Origin of the sequence: Actinomyces wuliandei (assembly GCF_004010955.1) — a bacterium.
GTDB lineage: Bacteria > Actinomycetota > Actinomycetes > Actinomycetales > Actinomycetaceae > Actinomyces > Actinomyces wuliandei.
Genome location: NZ_CP025227.1, coordinates 790,642 through 817,634, shown reverse-complemented (window position 1 = coordinate 817,634; position 26,993 = coordinate 790,642). Strand labels below are relative to the sequence as shown.

General features: G+C 71.3%; 18 protein-coding genes and 1 pseudogene. 11 read left to right on the top strand and 8 right to left on the bottom strand.

What is annotated here, in order from left to right:
• Positions 1–15: 15 nt before the first annotated feature.
• On the bottom strand, positions 16–2,148 hold the full coding sequence (locus CWS50_RS03330) for an ATP-dependent helicase (protein WP_127841662.1): 2,133 nt from the start codon (positions 2,146–2,148) through the stop codon (positions 16–18).
• Positions 2,149–2,241: 93 nt separating this feature from the next.
• Positions 2,242–3,381 (bottom strand): NAD(+) diphosphatase, encoded by a 1,140-nt coding sequence (nudC, locus tag CWS50_RS03325; protein ID WP_127841661.1) that lies wholly within the window; start codon positions 3,379–3,381, stop codon positions 2,242–2,244.
• Between the two features lie 219 nt (positions 3,382–3,600).
• On the opposite strand from nudC, the gene CWS50_RS03320 reads away from it, so the two are divergent.
• Together CWS50_RS03320 and mnmA are read left to right on the top strand one after the other, a co-directional pair.
• On the top strand, positions 3,601–4,860 hold the full coding sequence (locus CWS50_RS03320) for a cysteine desulfurase family protein (protein WP_127841660.1): 1,260 nt from the start codon (positions 3,601–3,603) through the stop codon (positions 4,858–4,860).
• 420 nt (positions 4,861–5,280) lie between these two features.
• Positions 5,281–6,408 carry a tRNA 2-thiouridine(34) synthase MnmA gene (mnmA, locus tag CWS50_RS03315; protein WP_127841659.1) on the top strand — a complete coding sequence of 376 codons (1,128 nt, stop codon included), beginning with the start codon at positions 5,281–5,283 and terminating at the stop codon, positions 6,406–6,408.
• A 46-nt stretch (positions 6,409–6,454) separates the two neighbouring features.
• Here mnmA and CWS50_RS03310 read toward each other — a convergent pair whose 3' ends face one another.
• From CWS50_RS03310 to CWS50_RS03290, 5 genes are all read right to left on the bottom strand, one after another.
• Positions 6,455–7,270, bottom strand: a complete 816-nt coding sequence (locus CWS50_RS03310) for a hypothetical protein (protein ID WP_127841658.1) — start codon at positions 7,268–7,270, stop codon at positions 6,455–6,457.
• Positions 7,270–8,121 (bottom strand): ABC transporter ATP-binding protein, encoded by an 852-nt coding sequence (locus tag CWS50_RS03305; RefSeq protein ID WP_127841657.1) that lies wholly within the window; start codon positions 8,119–8,121, stop codon positions 7,270–7,272. The genes CWS50_RS03310 and CWS50_RS03305 overlap by 1 nt, the downstream gene beginning before the upstream one ends.
• The gene (locus CWS50_RS03300) at positions 8,118–8,498 is read right to left on the bottom strand and encodes a GntR family transcriptional regulator (protein ID WP_127841656.1); all 381 of its coding nucleotides are present in this window, start codon (positions 8,496–8,498) and stop codon (positions 8,118–8,120) included. The genes CWS50_RS03305 and CWS50_RS03300 overlap by 4 nt, the downstream gene beginning before the upstream one ends.
• 214 nt (positions 8,499–8,712) lie before the next feature.
• On the bottom strand, positions 8,713–9,711 hold the full coding sequence (locus CWS50_RS03295; protein WP_127841655.1) for an electron transfer flavoprotein subunit alpha/FixB family protein: 999 nt from the start codon (positions 9,709–9,711) through the stop codon (positions 8,713–8,715).
• Between the two features lie 70 nt (positions 9,712–9,781).
• On the bottom strand, positions 9,782–10,564 hold the full coding sequence (locus tag CWS50_RS03290) for an electron transfer flavoprotein subunit beta/FixA family protein (RefSeq protein WP_127843202.1): 783 nt from the start codon (positions 10,562–10,564) through the stop codon (positions 9,782–9,784).
• Between the two features lie 190 nt (positions 10,565–10,754).
• Here CWS50_RS03290 and glgX point away from each other — a divergent pair, with 190 nt between their 5' ends.
• The 9 genes and pseudogenes from glgX (at position 10,755) to glgB (ending at position 25,566) form a co-directional block, all read left to right on the top strand.
• On the top strand, positions 10,755–13,232 hold the full coding sequence (gene glgX, locus CWS50_RS03285; protein WP_127841654.1) for a glycogen debranching protein GlgX: 2,478 nt from the start codon (positions 10,755–10,757) through the stop codon (positions 13,230–13,232).
• An 814-nt stretch (positions 13,233–14,046) separates the two neighbouring features.
• Positions 14,047–15,231 (top strand): tryptophan--tRNA ligase, encoded by a 1,185-nt coding sequence (gene trpS / locus CWS50_RS03280; RefSeq protein WP_127841653.1) that lies wholly within the window; start codon positions 14,047–14,049, stop codon positions 15,229–15,231.
• 60 nt (positions 15,232–15,291) lie between these two features.
• A complete protein-coding gene (locus CWS50_RS12885; protein WP_164860066.1) occupies positions 15,292–15,459 on the top strand; it encodes a hypothetical protein in 168 nt (55 codons plus the stop codon).
• Between the two features lie 3 nt (positions 15,460–15,462).
• Positions 15,463–16,317, top strand: coding sequence for a GAD-like domain-containing protein (locus tag CWS50_RS03275; RefSeq protein ID WP_127841652.1), 855 nt, complete (start codon positions 15,463–15,465; stop codon positions 16,315–16,317).
• Between the two features lie 51 nt (positions 16,318–16,368).
• Positions 16,369–16,908 (top strand): annotated as a pseudogene (locus CWS50_RS13400) (polymorphic toxin type 15 domain-containing protein); the annotation flags it as partial.
• Between the two features lie 600 nt (positions 16,909–17,508).
• The gene (locus CWS50_RS13395) at positions 17,509–19,614 is read left to right on the top strand and encodes an alpha-1,4-glucan--maltose-1-phosphate maltosyltransferase (protein WP_243118502.1); all 2,106 of its coding nucleotides are present in this window, start codon (positions 17,509–17,511) and stop codon (positions 19,612–19,614) included.
• Between the two features lie 170 nt (positions 19,615–19,784).
• The gene (treS, locus tag CWS50_RS03265) at positions 19,785–21,578 is read left to right on the top strand and encodes a maltose alpha-D-glucosyltransferase (protein ID WP_127843201.1); all 1,794 of its coding nucleotides are present in this window, start codon (positions 19,785–19,787) and stop codon (positions 21,576–21,578) included.
• On the top strand, positions 21,575–23,200 hold the full coding sequence (locus CWS50_RS03260; RefSeq protein WP_127841650.1) for a phosphotransferase: 1,626 nt from the start codon (positions 21,575–21,577) through the stop codon (positions 23,198–23,200). Before treS ends, CWS50_RS03260 begins: the two co-directional genes overlap by 4 nt.
• Before the next feature lie 134 nt (positions 23,201–23,334).
• Positions 23,335–25,566, top strand: coding sequence for a 1,4-alpha-glucan branching protein GlgB (gene glgB, locus CWS50_RS03255; protein WP_127841649.1), 2,232 nt, complete (start codon positions 23,335–23,337; stop codon positions 25,564–25,566).
• Positions 25,567–25,647: 81 nt separating this feature from the next.
• Here the strand turns inward: glgB and CWS50_RS03250 are convergent, their stop codons facing one another.
• Positions 25,648–26,943 carry a mannose-1-phosphate guanylyltransferase gene (locus tag CWS50_RS03250; protein ID WP_127843200.1) on the bottom strand — a complete coding sequence of 432 codons (1,296 nt, stop codon included), beginning with the start codon at positions 26,941–26,943 and terminating at the stop codon, positions 25,648–25,650.
• Positions 26,944–26,993 lie beyond the last annotated feature (50 nt).

The following is a 26,993-nucleotide window of genomic DNA, read 5'->3' as shown; positions in this document are numbered from 1 at the left end:
ACGGGACAGAGACGCTCAGTCTGGGCTGTTCCCCTCCTGGAACTTCCTGATCAGCTCCAGGACAGCCCCACCGTAGTCCTGAAGCTTGATGGCCCCCACCCCGCGCACCAAGGAGAGCTGGGGCAGGGTGCTAGGCCTGACTACCGCGATGTCACGCAGGGTAGCGTCAGGGAAGACCGTGAAGGCAGGCTTCGAGATCTCCTTGGCGACGTCGGCGCGCCAGGACCGCAACTCCTCGAACAGGGCGACCGTCGCTGGGTCGTGAGCCGCCTCGAAGTCGGCGGCCGCCTGCCTGGAGCGCTGCCTGGCCGACCCCCGGGAGGGGGACCCCCGGCCGGGAGCGGAGTCTGTCGGCCATATCCCCTCCAGGAACCGCGTCGGCTTGCGGGAGGCCCGGCCGCCAGGCTGGCGCGCCCGCGCGTAGGAGACCACGAGGTGCTCACGCGCACGCGTGACCCCCACGTACAGCAGGCGCCGCTCCTCCTCCACAGCGGAGTCGGTCTCCGCCAGGGAGATCGGCAGCAGCCCCTCACAGGCACCGACCAGGAGGACAGCGTCCCACTCCAGACCCTTGGCCGCGTGCAGGGAGGACAGGGTCACCCCCTCCACGGACGGGGCGTTCTGGACCGCTGCCCGCTCCATGAGCTCGACGTGAAAGGCGTCCAGCCCGATCCCGCGAGCTGAGGCAAGCTCGTCGGCCAGGTGGACAAGGGCGTTGAGAGAGTCCCAGCGCTCCCGTACCGCCCCCTGCGCGGCGGGAGGCTCCTCGGTCCAGCCCTCCCGGCCCAGGACCGTGCGCACGTCGGCACCCAGGTCCCCGGTCAGGAGCCCCTTCTCCGTGCGCGCGGCGCCCAGGAGGAGGGCCATAGCCCGCTTGACCTCCTCCCGCTCGAAGAAACGTTCTCCGCCACGTACCAGGTAGCCGATCTGGGCAGAGGCCAGGGCCTGCTCCACGACCTCTGACTGGGAGTTGGTGCGGTAGAGGACAGCGACCTGGCTCAGGGGCACTCCCTCCGAGCGCAGACGCCGTACCTGGGCGACGACCCCCTCTGCCTCCGCCACGTCGTCGTCATAGGTGTCAAAGCGCACCTGCGGCCCTGAGGGGCGCTGGGCCACCAGCTCGACGGCGCCCGCAGGCAGGCGCAAGTTTTCTCCCCCTCGCCGGGACCTGGACAGGACACGGTTGGCCAGGGAGACCACCTGGGGTGTCGAGCGGTAGTCACGCGACAGGCGCACCGTGCGCGCGCCCTCGTAACGGGAGGCAAAGCCGGTGAGGTAGTCAGGAGTGGCGCCGGTGAAGGAGTAGATGGTCTGGGACACGTCCCCCACCACGCACAGCTGGCGACGTCGTCCCAGCCACAGGTCCAGCAGGCGCTGCTGGAGTGGCGAGACGTCCTGGTACTCGTCCACCACGAAGTGCTTGTACTGGCTGCGCACCTGGGATGCGATGTCCTCGCGGTCCAGCAGGATACCGATCTGAAGGAGCAGGACGTCCTCGAAGTCGATGACCCCGCGCTCGTTCTTGGCCTCCTCGTAGGCTGACAGGAGCCGGGCCACCGTCTCGGCCTCCAGCCCGGCCACGCCCGTACGTCCCGCCGCGGTGGCAGCCTGGACGTAGTCCTCCGGGAGAGTAAGGGTGACCTTGGCCCACTCGACCTCGGCGGCGAGGTCCCGCACCACCGCGCGGTCCGCTGCCAGCCCCAGGCGCCGCGCTGCCGTGGCGACGAGAGAGGCCTTGTGGGGCTGTATCTCGGGACGGCGTCCGCCGATCGCGGTGGGCCAGAAGTAGGTGAGCTGGCGCAGGGCGGCGGAGTGGAAGGTGCGGGCCTGGACCCCCGGGACACCCAGGTCCGCCAGCCGGGAGCGCATCTCCCCGGCAGCCCGGGAGGTGAAGGTGACCGCGAGGACCTGGGTGGCCTGGTAGGCCCCAGTCGCCACCCCGTAGGCGATGCGGTAGGTCATGGCGCGGGTCTTTCCTGTCCCCGCACCCGCCAGGACGCACAGCGGCCCCTCCAGGTGCTCGGCGACCTCGCGCTGGTCCGGGTCCAGGGCCTCCAGGAGGGTCTCAGCACCGCCCCTGGTACCGGCAGAGTCGGGGCTGTGTCGGGCAGGGCCACGTCGGGTCGAGCTCAGTCGGGTCTGGTTCATCGTGGACCAGCCTGCCACGTCTGCGGGACAGGTTCTGCCGCACACAGCCTCTGTCACAGCCTGGCCGGGGAGCGCCAGGTCGTGGGTGACGTCTCAGTCGGGAGACGTGCCCCTGGTCGACCGGGAGACCTGTCCCCTGAACCAGTCCTCGATAAGAAGCCGCCCCAGGGAGGCCCGCCCGGGCAGGACGATGCTCCGCTGCGCCACCGCCCGCGCCAGCTCCTCCCGCGAGACGATGACGGCACCGGTGACCTCCTCCCCATCAGGGCGGGCCAGGTTCTCGCCAGGGGCGAGCCGTGCGCGGTAGCCGAGCATGAGGGAGCGCGGAAAGGGCCAGGGCTGGGAGACCAGGTAGGACACCTCCTCCACCCGCAGCCCCGTCTCCTCCCAGACCTCGCGCCGCACTGCGGTCTCCACCGACTCCCCTGCCTCCACGAACCCGGCGACCACGGAGTACCGTCGGTCCTCCCAGGAGGCACCGTGGACAAGAAGGAGGCGGTCGGCGTCGTCGGTGACAGCCATGATGACAGCCGGATCGGTCCGGGGGAAGTGCACGGCCTGGCAGCCACTGCACCGGCGCGCCCAGCCCGCCTGGACCGCCAGGGTGCGTCCGCCGCAGGCGGGACAGTAGCGCGACGAACTGTGCCAGGCTGCCAGGGCCGAGGCGGTCACGGCCAGCCCGGAGTCACGGACACTCATCTGGGCACCCGTCGCCCGCAGCGCGGTGAGGGGGTGCCTGCCCAGCACCCGGCGCAGGTCCGGGTGGTCGGTACCAGCACCCTCGGCGTCCGCCCCGCCCCGAGGCTGCCCGGGAGCCTCGGGAACCTCCAGCCCTTGCGGCACGACGACGGCCAGCCAGCCGGGTCCCCCCACCTGCGGGCCCGTGCCGTCCTCCGGCTTGTCACGCCCCAGGTAGAAGGTGGACAGCCCCTCCAGGTCCAGGTCCTCCGGACCGAGGTCGGGCAGGCGGAACCCCGTCTCCTCCGGGTAGCCCTCCCACACGCTGGCACCCGTGCCGACGGTGTCGGGGGGCACCAGCCCGTCCTCGGGCGGGTCAGAGCACCGTGCCGAGGCGTCGAGCGCGACCCTGCCGCGGGCGTCCACCAGCAGCAGCCGGGTGGCAGGATCGGCGGCGAGAGCCTTCAGCAGGCCGGGGTCGCTGCGGCGCTGGGCGTCGCGGTCGGTGGCTGAGCGGGCCAGAGCCAGGTGGTCAACGAGCCAGTCACTGCGCATAGACCCACCCTAGCCTTCCTGCCGCCTGTGTCCCCCCGTGTCCGTCGACGTCTGTCTGCTTCTCCTTCTTCCCCTCATCCGCTGGTCAGCGTAGTCTCCCGGAGGGGGCGGCCCTGCAGCCGGCTGTCCGGATGGCGGCGGGAGTGCACCAGGCCGACCCGCAGGGCGGTCCCTGCAGCCGGGCTGGCCGCCCGGGGCCGCAGGTCCTAGGGTGAGGCGGTGTCCTCCCCACCGCCCTCCCCGCCCCGGACCTACCTTGACTGGGCCGCGACGTGCCCGGTGAGACCTGAGGTGGCTCATCAGGTCGCCGAGGACCTGACCGCTGCCGTGGCGGGACGTGGCAACCCGGCCTCACAGCACTCCAGCGGTCGGCACGCTGCCGGCCTGCTGGCCGAGGCCCGCGCCCGCCTTGCCGCCGCGCTGGACGTGGACTCCCACGAGGTCCTGTTCACCTCCGGGGGCACCGAGGCTGACGCCCTGGTGGTCTCCGGGCGGGCACGCGCCGTCCCGGGCGGACGCCTGGTGGTCTCCCCCACCGAGCACCCGGCCGTGCTGGACTCGGCCCGTGCCGCCCTCAACCACCTGGGGGCCGATCTGGTCCTCCTAGAGGTCGACCAGGCCGGACGGGTGGTTCCGGCCTCCCTGGACGCAGCGGTGCGTCACGGTGGGACGGGTCCCCCTGCCAGCCTGGTCTCCGTCATGACGGTCAACAACGAGACCGGGCTGGTCCAGGACGTGCCCGCCCTGGTGGAGCGTGTCCGCGAGGCTACCGGCGCGCACCGTCCTGGGCAGGCAGGCTACGTCCCCGTGCACTCCGACGTCGTAGCTGCCCTGGGCAAGGTGGCCGTGGAGCCCCATGCGTGGGGGCTGGACGCGGTGAGCCTGGCCGGCCACAAGCTGGGCGCCCCTGTGGGCACGGGCGCGCTGGTGGCCCACCGGGAGCTGGTTCTGGCCCCGGTCACGGGCGGAGGCCGCCAGGAGCGGGGGGTGCGCTCTGGGACGCAGGACGTCGTCGGCGCCCGGGCACTGGCCCTAGCGGTGGAGCTCGCGGTGGCTGAGCGACAGCAGCAGGCTGCCCGCATGGAGCGGCTGCGTGAGCGGGTGCTGCGCGGTGCCAGCACCCTGGGCGGTGCCCACGCGACTCTGCCGACCGACGCCGCCAGCTCCCCCGCCACGGCGCACCTGTGGTTCGAGGACTGCGACGCCGAGGCCCTGCTCATGGGCCTGGACCTGGCGGGGGTCGATGTCTCCGCAGGGTCGGCCTGCCACGCGGGGGTGTCGCAGCCCAGCCACGTCCTGGTCGCCATGGGGCTGGGTGAGCAGGCGGCCCGCTGTGCCCTGCGCGTGAGCATGGGCACCATGACCACCGAGCACGACATCGACCACCTGCTGGAGGTTCTGCCTGCGGCCCTGGAGGGGGCCAGGAGAGCATGGACCGCGCGAGCCTCCCCCGAGGGTCTCCGGGAGCGGCGCCGGTGAGGGCGCGTCGCGGCGAGGTGGTGCGCACGACAGGCACCGCGCTGGTGCTCGCAGCAGCACTGGGTGGCCTGGTGGCCGTCATGCTGGTCAGCGGTATGTGGCTGTGCGCCCAGGCCGTCGCCCACGACCCGGCGTCCTCACGGATGCGGGCCGTCATGCACCTGGCCTTCGCCACGACGTGCGTGGCCGCGCCCTCTGTGGGGGCTCTACGTCCTGTACCTCTACGCCAGGGCGTGGCGGGACCTGACAGCCTCACCGGAACCGCTTCCCTCCCGCACCCGGGGCACGGTAGGCTGCCACGGCCCGTCGGCCGCGCAACCAGCCAGGGGCTTACGGACCAGCCAGCGGGTCGGGTGGCTGGGTCGGCACCCGCTGGGGCGCTGGCCGGGCGGAGAGCCGGATCAAGTGGAGGGAGTACCTGTGCGTGTCCTGGCTGCCCTGTCCGGCGGCGTCGACTCCGCCGTCGCCGCCGCGCGCGCCGTGGAGGCGGGCCACGAGGTGGTCGGGGTGCACATGGCCCTGACCCGCAACCGTGCGCTCACCCGCTCGGGCTCACGAGGCTGCTGCTCCGTCGAGGACTCCTCCGACGCCCGGTGGGCCGCCCAGGTCCTGGGGATCCCCTTCTACGTGTGGGACCTGTCAGAGGAGTTCGAGGAGCGGGTGGTGGCCGACTTCCTGACCGAGTACCGGGCCGGGCGCACCCCCAACCCCTGCGTGCGCTGCAACGAGCGGGTCAAGTTCGACGCCCTCCTGGAGCGGGGGCTGGCCCTGGGCTTTGACGCCGTGGCCACAGGCCACTACGCGCGCCTGAGCGGGGGCGCCGCCTCCGGGCGCCCTGGGGACGAGGAGGGGCTGGAGCTGCGCCGCAGCGCCGAGATGGCCAAGGACCAGTCCTACGTGCTGGCCGTCTCCGGGCGGGCGGGCCTGGCCCGGGCGCTGTTCCCCCTGGGCGAGGCACCGAGCAAGGCGGCCGTGCGGGCCGAGGCGAGAGCGAGGGGGCTGCCGGTGGCCTCCAAGCCCGATTCCTACGACATCTGCTTCGTGGCAAACGGCGACACCCGAGGATTTCTTGCCCGATCCCTGGGGACGCGCCGGGGCGCCGTGGTCTCCCCTGACGGCGAGGTGCTCGGCTCCCATGACGGCTACTTCGGCTTCACCGTGGGGCAGCGCCGGGGGCTGGGCCTGGACCGTCCCGCTGCTGACGGACGACCTCGATACGTCATCGAGACCCGTCCCGCCACCAACGAGGTGGTCGTGGGCCCTGAGGAGCTGCTCACCCGCTCCCGGGTCGAGGGCAAGGACCTGGTGCTGCTGGCCGACCCGCAGACACGGGGCGGCCTGGCGGACGGCTGCGGCTGGAGCGGCGTGGCCGTGCAGGTGCGCGCCCACGGCAGGCCGGTGCCCGCCGACGTCAGCGTGGACGAGGCGGGCGGCACGCTGCGGGCCGACCTGCACGAGCCCCTGCGGGGCCTGGCGGCTGGGCAGTCCGTGGTCGTCTACGGCGGGCCGGAGGGAGACACGGTCCTGGCCCAGGCGACAGTGGCCTGAGCCAGGACCCAGGCTGAGCAGGAGCACCGGTGCGCTGGCACCCAGGTCAGCGCAAGGAGGTGTGCCTCTCAATGGCACGCACCGCCCACCAGCCCAGGCTTGCGGCCAGGACCCAGGTGGCGGGAAGGAAGCCCAGCCCGAGGACGTCCGGTTCAGCCCCGGTAGACAGGGAGTCCATGACGGGGCCGAGCATCATCTCGAAGATGAAGTCCCCTGTGGTCAGGCTGACACCGAAGGGCACAAGCAGCATCGTCAGGAGGGTCACCACCTGGCTCACCAGGTAGAGGATGACGAAGCCGATGACAGGCGCCCCGAAGCCCAGGTGGTTCCAACGGCTCTGCGCCCCGACGCTCATGAGGGCGGTACTCATCAGTGTCCAGCTGATCAGCATAAGCAGCAGCGTCATAGCGGTCAGCAAGATCCTGCCAGCCCCTAAGAGGTCGACAGCCTCCCGCACGGGAGCGAAGGCCTCGGCCACCGTCTGGTCCTGGCTCCACGCGGTGGCCGCGTAGGCCGCGCCGTAGAGGGCCAGGGCGAGCAGGGCAGCGGCCGCCGTGGCCAGCACCGTGTACACGACCTTGGCAGCGTAGAGGACCCTGCCACGCACAGGGACGGTCATGGTCAGGTAGCCCCGCTGGCCGTACATAGACTGCCAGTACTCGACAAGGCAGTGGACAAAGACCGCGAGCACCGAGGCGGCCAGTACCGAGGCGGCCAGCAGCTGGCACACACTGCTCACGACGGGCAGGTCGAACAGCCCGACGAGGACGAGGAGCGTGGCCACGAGGGCGGCAACTCCCAGGACGAGGAGGTGGGTGCGTCCCAGGGCTCGGACCTCCTGGGCGAGCAGCGTACGCAGCATCAGCGGTACTCCTTCCGAAACAAGGCGTCCAGGCTGGTGCCGTGCTCCTGGCGCAGGTCGTCGGCGTCACCCGCCAGGAGCAGGCGACCGTCCCTGAGGAAGACGGCAGAGTCGATGATCGGCTCGACATCGGCAATAAGGTGGGTGGACAGGATCATGAGGGCTCCGGGGTCGAAGTCCTGCAGGACGCCGCCGAGGATGACGTCGCGCGCTGCCGGGTCCACACCGGATATCGGTTCGTCCAGCAGGTAGACACGGGCACGGCGCGACATGACCAGGCTGACCTGGAGCTTCTCCCCCATGCCCTTGCTCATCTTCTTCAAGCTGCGCTCGGGAGGCAGCCCGAAGAACTCGATGAGTCGCCGGGCCTTGGCCACGTCAAAGTCAGGGAACAGGCGTGAGAACATCGCCACGGCGCGCTGCGGCGTCAGGGAGGCCGGCAGGAAGGAGGCGTCAGGCAAGAAGGACACCAGGGCCTTCGACTGAGGCCCCGGGACGTGCCCGGCCACGCGCACCTGGCCCTCGTAGTCGGTCAGCAGGCCGGCCAGGATCTTGAGCAAGGTGGTCTTGCCGCAGCCGTTGGCACCCATGAGGCCAACGATCCGCCCGGCGGGCAGCCTCAGGCTGAGGTCGGCCAGAGCGTGCTGCCCACGGTAGGACCTGGAGAGGTGGCTGATGGTGACGAGCGGGTCGGCACCGTCGTAGGAGATGATGGCCGACGGCTCGACGCCACCGGCCGGGGCGCTGGAACCAGGGGCTGGGCCGACAGCAGCGGCAGCGCTGGCAGCAGGTAGTCTGTCATCGCTGCCACCGGCGTCAACAGGTGCGGGTAGCGCGCTCACGGGGCTCATGAGGCTTCTCCTTGGTGGTGGGAGGCTGGCCAGCGCTCGGCAAGCACAGAGCCGGCCTGGGCGAGGTCCATGCCGAGTGCCGTCACAGCACTGATGTAGGCGTCTGCGGCACTGCCGGCGAGCTCGCGCCGGGACGCCTCGACAGCCGCAGGGTCTGCTGTCACGAAGCGCCCGGCGGTACGCTCGGCGGCGGTCAGGCCCGAGCGGTCGAGCTCGGTCAGGGCACGCTGGACGGTGTTGGGGTTGACCCCTAGCTCCGAGGCCAGCTCACGCACGCTGGGGACACGGCTGCCGGAGGACCACCGGCCGGAGACGATCCGCACGCGGAAGTCGTCAACCAGCTGGATCCAGATCGGACGGGAGTCGTCGACCTGCACCGGTCCTCCTCAGGCAGCAGACGGAGTGAGGGTCAGACTCGCCGACCTGCCTAGACAGGCTGGCGAGTCTGACGCGACGGACAAGGGGCTCATGAGCGCAGCAGACGGATACCTCGTCAGGTCCATCTGTATTGCTGCACTAATACAATGACACAGGTGTCCGGCGGCGTCAACTCCGTCTGCCGTCCCCCTGTCCGGGACAGCCAGTCGCCTCTCAGCCGCGCAGGCGGTCCAGCTCCTCGACCAGCTGGGGCACGACCTCGTTCACGTCACCGACCACACCAAAGTCCGCCATCTCGAAGATCGGGGCCTCGGAGTCGTCACACACCGCGACGACAGCACCCGCGCCCTGGATACCGGACGTGTGGTGGATGGCGCCGGAGACGCCCAGCCCGATGTACAGACGCGGGGCGATGGTCTCACCAGTCTGGCCGATCTGGGCGCTGCGGTCGATCCAGCCCTCGTCGCAGGCCACCCGGGTGGCTCCCACGGCGGCACCCAGCGGCTCGGCCAGGGAGCGGACCAGGTCGAAGTCCCCGTCCACACCGCGTCCGCCCACCACCACGGTACGCGCCTCGCCCAGCGCCGGGCCAGCCACCGCAGAGGCCTCCTCCCGCGAGACCAGGCGCGTCGCCGTGGCCTCAGGGCTCGGGGCCACCTCCAGGGGCTCGGCCCCCAGGGGGGCGGCCTCGGCAGGGACCTGGACCTCGACGGAGCCGGGACGCACCGCGACGACCGGGGTGCCCTCACGGTGGGGGGCGACCGACATCGTGGTGGTCCAGGAGCCGGACAGGACCAGCTTAGAGGCGCATAGCTCGCCGTCAACCACCTCCAGCCGGGAGACGTCGCTCACGCAGGCCGACTCCAGGAGGACCGCGACACGTCCCGCCAGCTCCTTGCCACGAAAGTCGCTGGCGACCAGGACCGCGCCCGGCCCCACCCGTCCGCAGGCGGCGACCACCGCGTCAGCCGCCACCGCGCTCAGGACCGCCTGGGCGCCCAGGTCGGCGACCAGGAGCCGGGAGCCGCCTGCGGCAGCAAGCGCACAGGCGGCCTCGGTGCCCACGGGCTCCAGCGCCAGGGCCACCACCTCCCCGCTGGTCAGCGAACGAGCCGCAGCCAGCAGCTCCAGCGAGACAGCGGCCGGGGCCGCGTCCTGCGGCGCCCCGGAGGCCTCCAGGTCGACAAGCACAAGCACGGGGGCGTCAAGCATCAGGGTCAGTCTCCTTCTCAGCAGGTGTGTCCGGTGCGTGCCCCTGCCGGGGCCGCTGTGCCCGCGCGTGTCAGACGAGCTTGTTGTCCACCAGCCAGGCGGCCAGCTCACGCCCGGCCTGGCCTGCGTCAGTGCGGATAGTGCCCACCTGCCGGGCCGGGCGCTCCCGGGAGCCAACCACCGCCACCGAGGGCCCGGCGCTGGGCTCCAGCCCCAGGTCGGACAGGTCCCACACGTCCACGGGCTTCTTCTTGGCCGCACGCATCGCGGCGAAGTTAGGGTAACGGGGCTCGTTGGCCTGGTCCGTCACCGAGACCAGGGCGGGAAGAGGAGCGCTGAGCACCTCACGGACCGTGCCCAGCGTCCGGGTGACCGTCACGGCGCCGTCGGCGACCTCCACCTGGCTGGCCAGGGTCAGGGCAGGCAGTCGGAGGGCAGCCGCCAGGGCGCCGGGGAGCATTGACGTCATTGCGTCCAGCGAGGCCATGCCGGTGACGACCAGGTCCACCCCGCCGATCCTGGAGACCGCCGCCGCCAGGGTCCTCGCCGTCGCGACGACGTCGGCCCCCTCCAGGGAGGCGTCGCTGACGACCACGCCCCTGCTCGCCCCCATCTGGAGGGCGCGGCGCACGGCGTCCTCGGCGTCGTGCGGCCCCATGGTCAGGGCGACAACCTCACCAGGCCCACCGGCCCCGCCGTCGTCAGCAGCCTCGACGAGGCTGACCGCTGCCTCGACCGCGTTCTCATCAAGCTCGTTGAGCACGTCGTCCTCACCACGAACCAGGCGGCCGTCCTCCAGGCGGCGCTCAGACTGCACGTCAGGGACGTGCTTGACGCAGACCACGATCTTCATGCGGCCAAGACTGCCACACCAGGCCGCACCCGCCCATGAGCGCTCAGTCACGCTGACACGCTGTCACCTGCACGGTTACCTGTCTCACCGCCTTGAGGTGCCGCGGTCCCGTGTGACCCGTGATATCGGAGTGAGACCTCACACCGGTTTCGGCTGGTACGTCCCCAGGCAGGACCCGACAATAGTGGGCATGCCTCCGACACCTGTGCTGACACCTGCGCCGCGCGCAGCGCACGACGTTCCTGCGAGACACAGACTAGGGGCTGTCCTCACTGGTGACGGTGCGGACTTCGTGGTCCACGCCGCCCACGCCACGGCGGTGGACCTGTGCCTGCTGGAGGTGGACGCCGACGCAACGGTGGTCAGCGAGACCCGGGTCGGCATGCACGGCCCCCGCCAGGGCGTGTGGTCCGCCCACGTTCCCGGTGTTCGGGCCGGGCAGCGCTACGGCTACCGTGTCCACGGCCCCTGGAACCCCGGTGAGGGGCTTCTGCACAACCCGCGTAAGCTGCTCCTCGACCCCTACGCGCGCGCCCTGGACGGCAGCGTGGACCTCGGCCCGCAGATCTACGCGCACACGGTGGACCCGGACCTGGTCCCGACGTCCCCCAACCCCCACGACTGGCACCCCTCCACGCTCGACTCGGTGGGGCACACGGTCATGGGAGTCGTCACCGGAGACTCCTTCCCCGTCGTCCCCGGGCCGCGTGTGCCCCGTGAGCGCACCGTCATCTACGAGGCCCACGTCAAGGGCCTGACCCACGACCTGCCCGGTGTGCCCGAGCACCTGCGCGGCACCTACGCCGGGCTGGCCCACTTCGCCACCGTGGACCACCTCAAGAAGCTGGGCGTGACCACCATCGAGCTGCTGCCGATCCACGCCGCCTTCACCGAGCCGTTCCTCGTCAGGAAGGGGCTGACGAACTACTGGGGGTACTCCACCTTGGGCTACTTCGCCCCAGAGCCCTCCTACGCCTCGCCGGGAGCCCGTGCGGCGGGGCCACAGGCCGTTCTGGACGAGGTACGCGGCATGGTCTCCATGCTCCACGAGGCCGGGCTGGAGGTGGTCCTCGACGTCGTCTACAACCACACCTGTGAGGGTGGCATGGACGGCCCGTCCCTGAGCCTGCGGGGCCTGGACAACCTCGGCTACTACCTCCACGGGCCCCACCGTCCCGCCCAGTACGTCGACGTCACCGGCACCGGCAACACGGTGGACTTCCGCTCCACGCGGGCGGTCCAGCTGGTCCTGGACTCGCTGCGCTACTGGGTCAGCGAGGTCGGCGTGGACGGCTTCCGCTTCGACCTGGCCGTGACCCTGGGACGCCACGCCTCGGAGTTCTCCTCACGTCACCCTTTGCTGGTAGCGGCCGCGACCGACCCCGTGCTGTCCGGGGTCAAGCTGATCAGCGAGCCCTGGGACGTGGGCCCCGGCGGGTGGCAGACCGGCCAGTTCCCGGAGCCCTTCCAGGACTGGAACGACCACTTCCGGGGTACGGTGCGCTCCTTCTGGCTGCATGACCCCTCAGAGATGTCCAGAGGCCGTCAGGGCTCAGACCTGCGGGACCTGGCCACGAGGCTGTCGGGCAGCGCTGACCTCTTCAGCAACGGGGAGAACCCCGGAGGGCGCGGCCCCCTGGGATCGGTCAACTTCATCACCGCTCACGACGGCTTCTCCTTGCGGGACCTGGTGTGCTATGACCACAAGCACAACCTGGACAACAAGGAGGACAACCGGGACGGCACCTCCGACAACCGGTCCTGGAACCACGGCTTCGAGGGGCCGGTGGTCGAGGGCCTCAACCTGGGACCTATCGAGGTCCTGCGACGCCGCTCCATGCGCAACCTGCTGGCCACCTTGCTGCTGAGCGCGGGCACTCCGATGATCCTGGGAGGTGACGAGCTGGGCCGCACCCAGCAGGGTAACAACAACTGCTACTGCCAGGACTCGCCCCTGTCCTGGGTGGACTGGGACCTGGAGCCCTGGCAGCAGGACCTGGTCGCCACGACCCGCTTCCTCGTCGATCTGCGCCACGCCCACCCGGTGGTACGGCCGGACCGCTTTGCTACGGGGCAGGTCCAGGAGGAGGACACGATCCCCGACCTGTCCTGGTTCCGTGGCGACGGTGAGCTGATGGACGCCGTCGCCTGGCACGACCCGCACACGCGCGTGGTCCAGATGCTGCGCTCAGGACGGCTGTGGGACGACGACGACCTCCTGGTCGTCGTCAACGGCACCCTGGACCAGGTCGAGGTCGTGCTGCCCAACGGGCACGACACGGACTGGCACCTGGCCTGGGACTCCACCTGGGCCGTCCCCCAACCCCACACCCTGCCCTTCACCCTGGCCCGGCGTGTCACCCGCGCGGCGACGGCCAGCGACCTGTACGCCGCAGCGGATTACCACGGTGCCCCGCAGCAGGACAGCCAGGACGCTGTCGCGCACCGGAGCGACCCCACCACCGACGAGGCAAGGAGCAGGAGCACCGGGAACACCAGGAGCACGAGGAGCACTGACAGCACACCAGGAAACCTGGAGACCGCCCGCCCCGCGACCATGAGCTGTCGTCAGGACCGCCCGGGGGACACCACCAACCTGGACGCGCTGTCCCTGCGCGTGTACCTCTCCGGGGAGCGGCTGGCCGACCTGAGCACGGCTCGTCGCTGACCAGTCCTGGCCTGGCCGCCCGATCCCCCGGACTGACCGCCCCTGGACAGCAGGCCCTCGACGGCACGCCCTGGACAGGCTCTAGCCGTACCACCCTGGGAGATCGTGGACGGAACGGAGTAGGTGGCGGATGAGGGCCTGCGCATGATGCGGGTTATGACGCTCGCACCCTGACCAGGGCCTTGACGACTCGCGTTGACGCGTACTTGACAACTGAGGGGTACTGAGCTGAGGAGTGTGGGCGGCCCCGCTCTGCCCCACGTCGGCGCGGGGCAGGGCCAGCCGCCCTGCGCCAGGTCCGGCTGACCGACGCCACCAGGGGCAGACCGGGACTGCCCGGGGCCGGCCCGAGACTAGTGGGACTCTAAGACCGGTGGGAGTCGGAGACGGCTGGGGCTGTCTGGGAGCTGGCGGGGGCGGGGCATGTACCTGTTGGGGCTGTTCCAGGTGGCGTGCACCAGCGCGAGCCTGCCTGGCTCCACTCCTGCCGGAGTGGAGCCTGTCGATGTGGGGTGCAACAGCGTGAGCCAGGCTCCCTCTCTCGAGCGCTGCCGGCGTCGAGGGCGCTGCTGGTGTCGCGGTGTGCTGGCACCGCTCCTCCTTCTGCTGACATCTTCCACCTGAGCCTCGTCCGTGCCAGCCAACCTCACGCGAGTCCCGCTGGTGTGGATCTGCTCAGACGAACAACCCCACCCCCTCCCAGGAGATATGACAGCACACACACGGCGCCGGGCACTTCCAGAGCACCAGGCACCCACCGACCCCGCACAACACGGACACAACCTCACAGGGAAGCACCCCTAGGATGGCCCCCATGACTCAGCCGACCCCGAGGGACCCCTCGGACACTCTCAAGGACGTCGCGCAGGCCGTCCCGGAGGCTCCCGCCTCCTCCTTGGCCAGCTCGGCCGAGGACACCTTGGCCGCGTCGACCAACGAGGCCTCCCTGGCCCGCTCCGTCGCCCGCTCAGCCGAGATCGAGGCGGACCTGGCGGTCCACCCCGACCGGTACCGGATGCTCACCGGGGTGCGCCCTACGGGCAACATGCACCTGGGGCACTACTTCGGGACCATGAGCTCGTGGCGGACCATCCAGGACACGGGCGTGGAGACCTGGATCCTGGTGGCCGACTACCAGGTCATCACCGACCGCGACGCCGTGGGACCGGTGCGTGAGCGCGTCCTGTCCCTGGTGGCCGACACCCTGGCTGTGGGCGTGGACCCGCAGCGCTCCACCGTCTTCACCCACTCGGCGGTCCCGGCCGCCAACCAGCTCATGCTGCCCTTCCTGTCCCTGGTCACCGAGTCCGAGCTCCACCGCAACCCCACGGTCAAGGCCGAGCTGGAGGCAACCGAGGGCCGCGCCATGAGCGGCCTGCTGCTGACCTACCCGGTCCACCAGGCGGCCGACATCCTCTTCTGCCAGGCCAACCTTGTCCCCGTGGGCAAGGACCAGCTGCCCCACCTGGAGCAGGCCAGGCTCATCGCCCAGCGCTTCGACAGGCGCTACGGGCGCGCAGTCCAGGACCACCCTGTCTTCCGCCGCCCCGAGGCCCTGCTCAGCGAGGCCCCGCTGCTGCTGGGACTGGACGGGGAGAAGATGAGCAAGTCGCGCCACAACACCATTGAGCTGCGGATGAGCGCCGACGAGACCGCCAGGCTGCTGAGGAAGGCCAGGACGGACTCCGAGCGGGTCATCACCTATGACCCGGTGGGGCGGCCAGAAGTCTCCAACCTGCTGAGGCTGGCCTCGCTGTGCGGAGCGGGGACGCCCGAGGAGATCGCCGAGCGCATCGGCGACGGCGGCGCCGGGACGCTCAAGAGGATCACCACCGAGGCGGTCAACGAGTTCCTCGCCCCGGTCAGGGCCCGTCGGTGTGAGCTGGAGACGGACGAGGGCTACCTGCTCCAGGTGCTCCACGACGGCAACGAGCGCGCCCGCGCCGTGGCGGAGGAGACCCTGGAGGCCGTGCGCACCGCCATGGGCATGAGCTACTGAGGGACGGGGACCGGCAGGCTGCTACGTGATACGACGACACTGTTCCGTTACCATCGCGGCATGAGTTACGGTGGTCCCATGCGCGTAGACAAGGCGCGGTGGCGTGAGGCACGGCCGCGCGCCGTCCCGGTGTGGGCGGACGCGAGCATGGGCGGCTTCGGGCAGGCACGGTGGCGGGTCGCCCCCGTCGGCCAGGCTCAGGACACCTCGGTGAGGAGCTGGTGGTAGCTGATGGTGAGTGACGGCGTCCAGGCTTCTGGTTCTGGGGTGGGTGGTGCTGGTGGGGGGCTGTGGGGCCCTGGGTCGGCGCGGGAGCCTTCTGACCCGGCCGAGCAGGACGCGCTGACGGATGAGGTGGTTGACCGGGACCTGATTGACCCGGTGTCGGGGACGGGGCTGGCGCCGATGGGTGTGGGTTCCCCGGTGCCGGGGGAGCGCTTTGAGCGGTTCGGGCGGGTGCTGCCGCGCTCGGTGCTGCGGGTGTGGCGCCGGTTCGGGCTCGAGGGGTTTGGGCGGGGCCTGTTCTGGGTCACTGACCCGGTGGAGTGGGAGCCGGTGGTCAGTGAGTGGCTGGACCCGGTGCGCGACCGGCTGCCGTTCTCGGACACCTTCCACTGCCTGGCGCGCTCGGCCATGGGCAACCTGTTCCTGTGGGGTGAGAACAGCGGGGACAGCCTGGAGGTCGACCCCACCTACGGTGAGGTCATTGTCGACCGGCTGGCCGTGCGCTCCTTCGCCCACCCAGCAGTCCGCCAACGACAAGGACGGACACTTTTCACCGGCGCAGCGGACCGCAGTGTTGAGGAGCCTGAGGATGAGTCGGGGCGTCCTCTGGGGCCGCTGGCGCTGGAGCGGCTGGGGCCGGTGGGCGCTGACCAGGTCTACGGGTTCATCGTCGCGCCGGTGCTGGGCGGGCGGGTCAGCGTGGACAACCTGCGCGTGGTCGACGCCCACGCCTACCTGGTCGTGCAGGCCCAGCAGGGCGAGGTAGTCGTGAGCGACCCGGTGGGCGCGGCCTGGGGCCAGGTCGCCCCGCTCATCGGCGCCGACCCCACCACCTCCCCCGGGCAGGCGGACGGGCCGTGACCAGCCCGGACGGCGGCGCGGGCTCCGGCCCTGCGGCCCTGCCGGAGGGGCATGGCTTCCGCCACGCGCTGGGCGCGGAGGAGCCCGGGGCGGTGGCCCGGGAGTACCCGCCCTGCCGGGCCGGTGACGGGCGGGGCGTGGTGCGCACCGTCTACCACAGCGGACGCAGCCCCGGCCTGCGGGCCAGGGGGGGCGGAGTTCGAGCTCCAGCTCCACGGCCAGTACCAGGTCCTGTCCCAGGTGCCGGCCCAGGACTACCTGGCCGCCCGCGACCTGTTCCAGCGGGAGGGCAGGCAGGGCGCCGAGGCCACCCGACGCGCACGCAGGAACCTCACAAACAGGCTAACTGAGTATGGTAAGGACCATCTCGACATGTCTCGTGCCCAGGCGCGTGCCTGGGCGGGTGAGGCGATGCGGCAGGTGGCCGTCCTGCACAACCCTGACCAGGTCCTGGGTGGTGGCCCCGAGCCGGCCCGGGACGCCTCGGGCGCGCCGGTGCCCGGTGACCGGGGGGTCAACTCCTCCCTGGGGGCGCAGAACCTCCCCAACGCGGTGGTGGTCGACGCCGCCGCCCGGCGCCAGGTCGCCGCGGGGCGGGGCCACCTGCCGCTGGGCTTCGAGGTCGTGCTGACCGCCCGGCGCCGCAGCGTCAGGCGCCTGCGCGCCCGCCAGCCGCCTCCCGCGCTGCTCCCACCAGCACCCCGCCCCGACCGCGACCAGCCCGCACCCGCCCGCGCGGCCGTGGACCCGCCCACCGCACCACGCCCACCCCCACCAGACAGCACCCCCACCACCGCAGCAGACATCCGCAGGATACTGGGCATCACCACACCCACCACCCACCCCTGGGATGACGTGCAGCAGCCCACCGACGCCCCCACGGGAGCCGACCTTCCCGTCCGCCGCTCCCGCCTGCCCGGAGCCTGGTGGCCTGCTCGAGCCTTCCCCGGGACGGTGTGCGAGGCTCGGGTACGGCAGGAGAGCACCGGGGCGTCGCAGCACGTACCCGAAGGTCGCAAAGCGGAAACACCCAGAAGCTGGACAGGCGGGACCGACCAGGTTCCCACCCGCCCGGGCGGCAGGCCGAGGCCCGGACCACACACTGCGTCCCGCCGTCGGTCCCCCGGTATCGCAGCGGCCAGGTACCCTGTCCCTGTGACTGAGCACACGACGCCGAGCACGGCCGCACCGATGACCTCCCCGTCCCTGCCGACCCCGTCAGAGGAGGCCGCTCCTGTCGGCTCCTCAGCAGCCTGGTCCTACCCGGTAGAGGCGGTGCCCCAGCCCGCTCCCTTCGCTCCTGTCGGCCGCATCCCGGTCACCGAGGTCTTTCCCGTGGTGGAGGACGGCCGCTGGCCCGCCAAGGCCGTGGTTGGCGAGGTGATTCCAGTGCGCGCCACGGTCTTCCGCGAGGGCCACGACCACTTCGGCGCCACTGCCGTGCTGGTCCGCCCTGACGGCACCGACGGGCCCAGCGCACGCATGCACGAGGTCGCCGTGGGCCTGGACCGCTACGAGGCCCGGCTGGCCCCGGACTCCCCCGGTGACTGGCGCTTCCGGGTGGAGGGGTGGTCCGACCCCTACGGCACGTGGGCACACGACGCCTCCATCAAGGTGCCCGCCGGGGTCGACGTCGAGCTCATGCTGGAGGAGGGAGCGCGCGTCATGGAGCGCGCCGCCCAGGTCCCCGGGCGCGCTCCCGAGGACACCGAGGTGCTGACCCGGGCCGCCACCGCGCTGCGTGACAACTCCCAGAGTGCCGAGGCCCGGCTCGCAGCAGGTGTCTCCCAGGAGGTGGCCACCGCGCTGGAGCGTCTGCCCCTGCGCGACCTTGTCTCCCCCTCGGCGTCCTACCCCCTGCAGGTGGACCGCACCCGCGCCCTGGCCGGCTCCTGGTACGAGATCTTCCCCCGCTCCCTGGGCTCGGGCGCCGACGAGCACGGCAACTGGCACTCCGGCACCCTGCGTACCGCCGCCGAGCACCTGGACCGCATCGCCGCCATGGGCTTCGACGTCCTCTACCTCACCCCGGTCTCCCCGATCGGCACTACCAACCGCAAGGGTCGCAACAACACCCTCACGGCCCGGCCCGGCGACCCGGGCTCCCCCTACGGAATCGGCTCGCCCGAGGGCGGCCACGACGTCATCCACCCCGACCTGGGTACCTTCGACGACTTTGACGCCCTGGTGGAGCGCGCCCGCCAGCTCGGCATGGAGGTGGCCCTGGACCTGGCCCTCCAGTGCTCCCCGGACCACCCGTGGGTGGCTGAGCACCCCGAGTGGTTCACCGTCCTGGCCGACGGCTCCATCGCCTACGCGGAGAACCCCCCCAAGAAGTACCAGGACATCTACCCTCTCAACTTCGACAACGACCCGGAGGGCATCTACCAGGCCATCCTGGAGGTGGTGCGCACCTGGGTCCGCCACGGGGTGACGATCTTCCGGGTGGACAACCCGCACACCAAGCCTCTGCCCTTCTGGCAGCGCCTCATCGCCCAGGTGCGGGCCGAGTCCCCTGACGTCCTGTTCCTGGCTGAGGCCTTCACCCGCCCGGCCATGATGCGCACCCTGGGCAAGATCGGGTTCCACCAGTCCTACACCTACTTCGCCTGGCGCAACACCAAGGAGGAGCTGACCGACTACGTGGTGGAGCTGAGCCAGGAGACCGCCCACGTGCTGCGCCCGACCTTCTGGCCTACCACCCACGACATCCTGACCCCCTTCATGACGGCCGGGAAGGTGCCCGCCTTCCGGCTGCGCGCCGTCCTGGCGGCCACGCTGTCGCCCACCTGGGGCATCTACTCCGGCTACGAGCTGGCCGAGTCGGTGCCTCGCCCCGGCTACGAGGAGCAGATCGACAACGAGAAGTACGAGTACAAGCCCCGTGACTTCGCTGCCGCCCGCTCCAACGGCATTGAGGAGCTGCTCACGCGCCTCAACGCCGCCCGGGCCACCCACCCGGCGCTGCGACAGCTACGTGAGGTGTGGTTCCACCCCACCAGCGACGACCACATCATCGCCTACTCCAAGCGGGTGGACGCCGCCCACAGCCCGACCGGGCACGACGACACGGTGCTCACCGTGGTCAACCTGGACCCGCACAGTGCCCGGGCCGGGGAGGTCTTCCTCAACCTGGAGGCCCTGGGGCTGCCCGCCGGGACCGACGGCTCCCGCCCGGTGGTCCGTGTCACCGACCTCCTGGATGAGGGGTCCTACGAGTGGTCCGGCCAGAACTACGTGCGTCTGGACCCCTTCGTCGGACAGGCTGCCCACGTGTTCGCGGTGGAGGCACTGTGAGCGAGGCCTTTCCCGGTGCTGGCGAGGTGCCTACGGCAGGGCTGCTGGCGGCACCGGGGTTAGTGGCACCAGCAGCCGGGACACCCGTCCCGGCCTCGGACGCTGCCGCTCCGGCTGGTCCTCCCGTCACCACCGCCGCTGCGCCTCTCGCCGCAGGCAGTGCCGTCCCGATGACAGTGGCACCACCGGTCCCCGGCATCCCCGTGCTGCCCCACCAGGACCGTCCTGGCATCAGCGCGGACCCGGAGTGGTTCCGCACCGCCGTGTTCTACGAGGCGCTGCTGCGTTCCTTCGCCGACTCCGACGGTGACGGCACGGGCGACCTGATCGGCCTCATCTCCCGCCTGGACTACCTGGCCTGGCTGGGGGTGGACTGCATCTGGATCCCGCCGTTCTACCCCTCCCCCATGCGCGACGGGGGCTACGACGTCTCCGACTACACTGCCGTGGACCCCCGCTACGGGACAATGGAGGACTTCCGCGAGATGGTCCACCAGGCCCACCAGCGGGGCATCCGGGTGGTCATTGACATGGTCCTCAACCACACCTCGGACACCCACCCGTGGTTCCAGGCCTCCCGCTCGGACCCCGAGGGCCCCTACGGAGACTTCTACGTGTGGCGCGACGACGACTCCGGCTACCCGGACACACGGATCATCTTTGTGGACACCGAGGAGTCCAACTGGGCCTACGACGTCGAGCGCGGCCAGTTCTACTGGCACCGGTTCTTCTCCCACCAGCCCGACCTCAACTACGACAACCCGGCGGTGGTGGAGGCCGTCCACGACGTCATCCGGTTCTGGGCGCGCACCGGCGTGGACGGCTTCCGCCTGGACGCGGTCCCCTACCTCACTGAGGAGGAGGGGACCAGCTGCGAGAACCTGCCAGGTACCCACGCCGTCGTCGCCGGGATCCGGGCTATGCTGGACCGGGAGTTCCCCGGCGTCATCACGATCGCGGAGGCCAACCAGTGGCCACACGACGTCGTGGACTACTTCGGCACCGAGGAGGCGCCGGAGTGCACCATGTGCTTCCACTTCCCGGTGATGCCCCGGATCTACTACGCCCTGCGCCAGGAGTCGGCCACAGCCGTCCGCTGGGTGCTGGAGCAGACCCCGCAGATCCCGGCCCACGGCCAGTGGGGCACCTTCCTGCGCAACCACGACGAGCTGACCCTGGAGATGGTCACCGACGCCGAGCGGGCCCAGATGTACGCCTGGTACGCCCCCGACGAGCGTATGCGGGCCAACATCGGGATACGCCGCCGCCTGGCGCCGCTGCTGGACGCCTCCCGCGCGGAGATCGAGCTGGCCAACGCGCTGCTGCTGTCCCTGCCGGGAAGCCCCTGCCTCTACTACGGTGACGAGATCGGCATGGGAGAGAACATCTGGCTGGAGGACCGCGACGCCGTGCGCACCCCCATGCAGTGGGACGACTCGCCCAACATGGGCTTCTCCACTGCGGTGGACCCGGGCTCCCTCACCCTGCCCCTCATCCAGACCCCGGGCTACTCCCACCTGACGGTAGCCACCGAGATGGCCCGGCCCGACTCCCTGCTGCACTTCATGCGCCGCCTGCTGCACCTGAGGCGCCAGCACCCGGCACTGGGACGAGGCGACTTCCGTCTGCGTCCCACCAGTGACGAGGCGGTCCTGGCCCACACCCGCTCCGAGGCGGGACCGGGCGGGGAGACGCTCCTGTGCGTGACGAACCTGTCCTCCGTGCCGCGCTCGGTCAGGGTCCAGGCCCCAGACCTGGCTGGGATGAGCACCACCGACGTCTTTGGGGGCACCGCCTTCCCCCGGTTCGACGAGTCCGGTGTGCTTACCCTGACACTGGGGGCCCGTGGCTACTACTGGCTGTCCGTGACAGCCCCGGAGGCCGTCTCGGGAGCGGACGCGGGCGAGACTGTGGGGGCCACGGTCCCGGGTACGCCCTCGCAGCCCGCCGGGGAGGCGCCGTGAGACCCAGGGCCTGGCCGCAGGACAAGGCGCTGCTGGAGGCGCTGGGGGCCTGGCTGCCCGCCCGCCGGTGGTTCCCGCTCAAGGGCGCAGGCGGGTCCGGGCCGCAGGCACTGAGGCTGGTCGGCTGCCAGGACATGGCCCCGACAGTGCGCGACCTGCTTGTCGCCGTCCCCCGAGGCGTACGGCCAGTCGCGGCGGAGGGGCGGGCAGCCGGGCAGGACGGGGCAGACACCGACGGGGCAGACGCTGCCCGCCGTGGACAGCGTGGAGAAGTGGTGCTGCACGTGCCCGTGGTCCTGGAGGAACCCGGTGCCCTGGACTCCTTCGCGGTCGCCGACGAGCCCCCGGGCAGCCACGGCCTCGTCCTGGAGGGGCCTGCCGGGACGGTGGCTCTCGTCGACGGCACCCACCACCCGGACTTCTGGCGGGCCTGGGCCCGGCAGGCCCTGGAGGCGGGCACGGTCCTGGAGGAGGACGGGGCCAAGGCGATCCTCCAGCGCGCCCACCGGCTGCGGGTGTCCACCTCCCAGCAGTCGAACAGCTCGGTGGTGCTGCCGGCCCCCGCTCCCGGCCAGCAGCCAGGCGGTCCTGAGGACGCCTGCGTCCCGGACCTCGTCGTCAAGCTCATCCGGGTCCTGGACGAGGGGCGCAACCCGGACGTGGAGGTCTCCGTGGCCCTGGCCCGCGACGGCTGGGACCGGGTCCGCAGACCCGTGGCCTGGTCCGTGGCCACCTGGACCCCTGCCCGGCCAGAGCCCGGACCCGACACGGCGTCCACGCCCCCCACAGCCTCAGCAGCACCTACAGCCTCTTCAGCATCCACTGACTCGGCCGTGGCCTGCGTCTTCGTGCCCGAGGCCGAGGACGGCTTCGAGCTGTTCTGCGCGCTGGCCTCCTCCGACGACGCCGACGGGCCGGTCCGCGAGAGGGCGCTGTCCCTGGCCTCCTCCCTGGGGGACACGACCGCGCAGATGCACGACCACCTGGTCTCCGCCCTGGGAGCCAGCGCGCCGCCCCCGCCCCGCGAGCTGGCCGACGCCCTGAGGCTGCGCGCCGGGTGGGCGCTGGCCGAGGTCCCTGAGGTCTCCCGGAGGATACCTGGTGCTGCAGACCAGGTCAGAGACTTCCTCACCCACCTGGAGGCGCTGGACGCCCTGGCCCCGTCCTCACGGGTCCACGGCGACTACCACCTGGGCCAGGTCCTCCACGAGACCGGCGGGCAGCAGCGCTGGTACGTCCTGGACTTCGAGGGAGAGCCCCTGCGCCCGCTGGCGGAGCGTACTCGTCCCGACCAGCCTCTGCGCGACGTGGCGGGCATGCTGCGCTCCTTCGACTACGCTGCGGCGGTGGGTGGGGCCGCGCACCCGGGCTGGCTGCCCGCAGTGCGCCGCGCCTTCACTGACGGCTACCACAGCCGTGCCCGCTGCGGGCACGGACCAGCCGCGCTGGACCAGGCCGCCTCCGAGGTGCTGCTGGCCTGCCTCGAGCTGGACAAGGCGCTGTACGAGGCCGTCTACGAGGCCCGCAACCGTCCTGACTGGCTGAGCATCCCCCTGGACGCCATCGCCTCCCTGCTGGAGACCCGTGCTGCGCCAGGTGCCCCAGGTGCTGCGGCCCGCTGACGCGGCCAGCGGCGCAGCTGACGGCGCCCGTGGCCGGGCCGCTGACCCTGCCCGCTGGCTGGGCTGTCGGCTCAGGTACTGACTCGGCAGCCCAAACGCTCCCACCAGCCCTCGACCCATGGAATAGTTGACTCATGACCGATGCGACCGCACCAGAGCCCGCCCCCGACAACGCCGCGCCGCCCAGGCCCGTCCCTGTGGACCCCTGGGTGCTGGCCGACGTGGCCTACGCCCGCTACCACAACCCGCACGAGGTCCTCGGCGCCCACGTGGGCGACCACGGGGTGACGGTGCGTACCGTGCGCCACCTGGCTGACGCCGTCGTCGTGGTCACTGCGGAGGGCGCCTACCCCGCCACCCACGAGCAGGACGGCGTGTGGGTCGCGGTCCTGCCCGGCCAGGAGGTCCCTGACTACCGCATCAAGGTCACCTACGGGGACGAGACCATCACCGTGGACGACCCCTACCGCTTCCTGCCCACCCTGGGCGAGATGGACACCTACCTCATCTCCGAGGGGCGCCACGAGGAGCTGTGGGAGGTGCTGGGCTCCCACGTCAAGCACTTCCCCGGCTCGCTGGGGGACGTGGACGGCACCGCCTTCGCGGTGTGGGCGCCCAACGCCCGGGCCGTGCGCGTGGTGGGCGACTTCAACTACTGGGATGGCACCGCCACCGCCATGCGCTCCCTGGGCTCCTCCGGGGTGTGGGAGCTGTTTGTCCCCGGGGTGGGGGTGGGCGCCCGCTACAAGTACGAGATCTGCTTCGCCGACGGCTCCTGGCACCAGAAGGCCGACCCCCTGGCCCGCGCCTCCGAGGTCCCCCCGGCCACGGCCAGCGTGGTCACCGACCGCTTCCACGAGTGGGGCGACCAGGAGTGGATGGCCAGGAGGGCAGAGACCAACCCCCACAACCAGCCCATGAGCATCTACGAGGTCCACGTCGGCTCGTGGAGGCAGGGCCTGGGCTACCGGGGGCTGGCCGAGGAGCTCGTCCCCTACGTCAAGGAGGCAGGCTTCACCCACGTCGAGCTCATGCCCGTGGCCGAGCACCCCTTCGGAGGGTCCTGGGGCTACCAGGTCACCGGCTACTACGCCCCCACCGCCCGCTTCGGGACCCCGGACGACTTCAGGTACCTGGTGGACCAGCTCCACCAGGCGGGTATCGGTGTCATCCTGGACTGGGTCCCCGCCCACTTCCCCAAGGACGAGTGGGCGCTGGCGCGCTTCGACGGCACCGCCCTGTACGAGGACCCCGACCCCCAGCGCGGTGAGCACCCCGACTGGGGCACCTACGTGTTCAACTTCGGCCGCAACGAGGTGCGCAACTTCCTGGTGGCCAACGCCCTGTACTGGCTCCAGGACTTCCACATCGACGGCCTGCGCGTGGACGCGGTGGCCTCCATGCTCTACCTGGACTACTCCCGCGAGGACGGCCAGTGGCACCCCAACCAGTTCGGCGGGCGGGAGAACCTGGAGGCCATCAGCTTCCTCCAGGAGGCCACCGCCACCGCCTACCGCAAGTGCCCGGGTGTCCTCATGGCGGCCGAGGAGTCCACCGCCTGGCCGGGGGTCACCGCCCCCACAGAGTACGGCGGCCTGGGCTTCGGCCTGAAGTGGAACATGGGGTGGATGAACGACACCCTGCGCTACCTGGCAGAGGACCCGGTCAACCGCCGCTACCACCACGGTGAGCTGACCTTCTCCCTGGTCTACGCCTTCTCCGAGCAGTTCATCCTGCCGCTGAGCCACGACGAGGTCGTCCACGGCAAGGGCTCCCTGCTGTCCAAGATGCCCGGCGACGCCTGGCAGGAGCTGGCCGGCCTGCGCGCCCTGTACGCCTACCAGTGGTCCCACCCAGGCAAGCAGCTGCTCTTCATGGGCCAGGAGTTCGGCCAGGGCGCGGAGTGGAACGCGGACAGCTCCCTGGACTGGTGGATCCTGGACGACCCCGGCCACCAGGGCCTGCTGCGGCTCGTCACCGACCTCAACGCCCTCTACAAGGCCTCCCCCGCCCTGTGGACCGAGGACTTCTCCCACCGGGGCTTCGAGTGGATCGAGGCCGGGGACGGCGACCACAACGTCCTGTCCTACCTGCGTAAGGGCACCGACGCCGAGGGCCGGGCGGACCTCATGGTGTGCGTGGTCAACTTCGCCGGCACCCCGCACGAGGGCTACCGGGTGGGGCTGCCCTTCGCCGGTGGTTGGGACGAGGTCCTCAACACCGATTCCCCGCAGTACGGGGGCTCCGGCGTGGACAACCTCGGTCATGTCGAGGCCGAGGAGCTGCCCTGGAACGGGCGTCCCGCCTCCGTGCGTCTGCGCGTGCCCCCGCTGGGCGCCATCTTCCTGCGTCCCTCACAGGACTGAGGGGCGGGCCTCCCGGGGCCGGGGCGTGCGCTCCGGCCCCGGTGGCGCTCTAGGGGCTCCGGGGCGGCCCGTCAGAGCAGATCAGAGCAGCTCATCCCGCCCGTGGTCGGCCAGCCGGTCAACAACACCTTTGACCTCCTGCGCGTGCTCCGGAGTCGTCACCAGGAGCGCGTCCGGGGTGTCAACCACGACGACCCCGGGCACGCCCAGCAGCACCACCTTCCTGTCACCTGCTGCGGCCACGAGCGCCCCCGGGGAGGAGAGCACCTCGATCTCCTCCTCCTCAACCTCCTCGCCCTCATTCTCCTCGGTATTCTCCTCAGTCTCGCTCCCGCCCTGCGCAGCCCTACTGTCCTGGGCCGCCAGGACGGGGTCCAGGACAGCGGCTCCTGCGGCAGGTCCCGCCGTGCGGGTTGGCACCAGCTGGGCGAGGCTGTCATAGCCACCGACGTCGTCCCACCCCATGGAAGCCGGGACCATGGCTACTCCCCCCTGGGAGGCCACCGGCTCGGCAATGGCGTGGTCGATGGCGATCCGCTCCAGGCCCGGCCACACCTGTGCGAGGACGCTGCGCCTCCTGGGGGTGTCCCAGGCCTGGGCCACCTCCTCGATCCCCGCTGCCAGGTCCGGGCGCTGGGCTGCGAGGTGGTCCAGCAGCACCCCGGCCCGGGCCACGAACATGCCCGCGTTCCACTGGTATCCACCGGCATCCAGGTAGGCCTGCGCGGTGGCCGCATCCGGTTTCTCGGTGAAGCCCAGGACCTGGTAGCCCTGGGGGGCTCCTGGCACCCCGAGGCGTCGGCCGGCACGGATGTAGCCAAAGGCGGTGGAGGGCCCGGTGGCCTCGACACCAATGGTCGTCACCCAGCCCGCCTCCGCCAGGACAGCCGCCTGGGTGACGGCATCGGTAAAGGCAGCCTCGTCAGTGATGACGTGGTCGGCGGCAAAGGAGCCCACGACCGCCTCACGGCCGTACCGGTGGGCGATGACGGCTGCGGCCAGGCCGATGGCGGCCATGGAGTCACGCGGTGAGGGCTCGGCAATAAGGTTGTCAGACGGGAGACCGGGAAGCTGGTCAGCCACGGCGTCCAGGTGGGTGGCTCCGGTGACCACTGTCGTCGTGGCCGCCACCGGCGCCAGGCGGGCGACCGTGGCCTGGAGCAGGCTGCGTCCGCTACCGGTGAGGTCGAGGAGGAACTTGGGACGGCGGCGGCGGCTCAGAGGCCACAGCCGGGTCCCAGCCCCTCCGGCCGGGATGATCACGTGGATCTGCCTGCTCCCCGCCGACTCAGCGTGCCGCTGTGCCGACCTGCGCGCAGGTCCTGCTGCGCCTGCGGCCTGCGCCACCCTCCCCGGCTGCCCCGGCTTCCCGGTCATCTCAGTCCTCACGTCACTCACCCCGGAAGGCTACCCCGGCGCTGTACCGC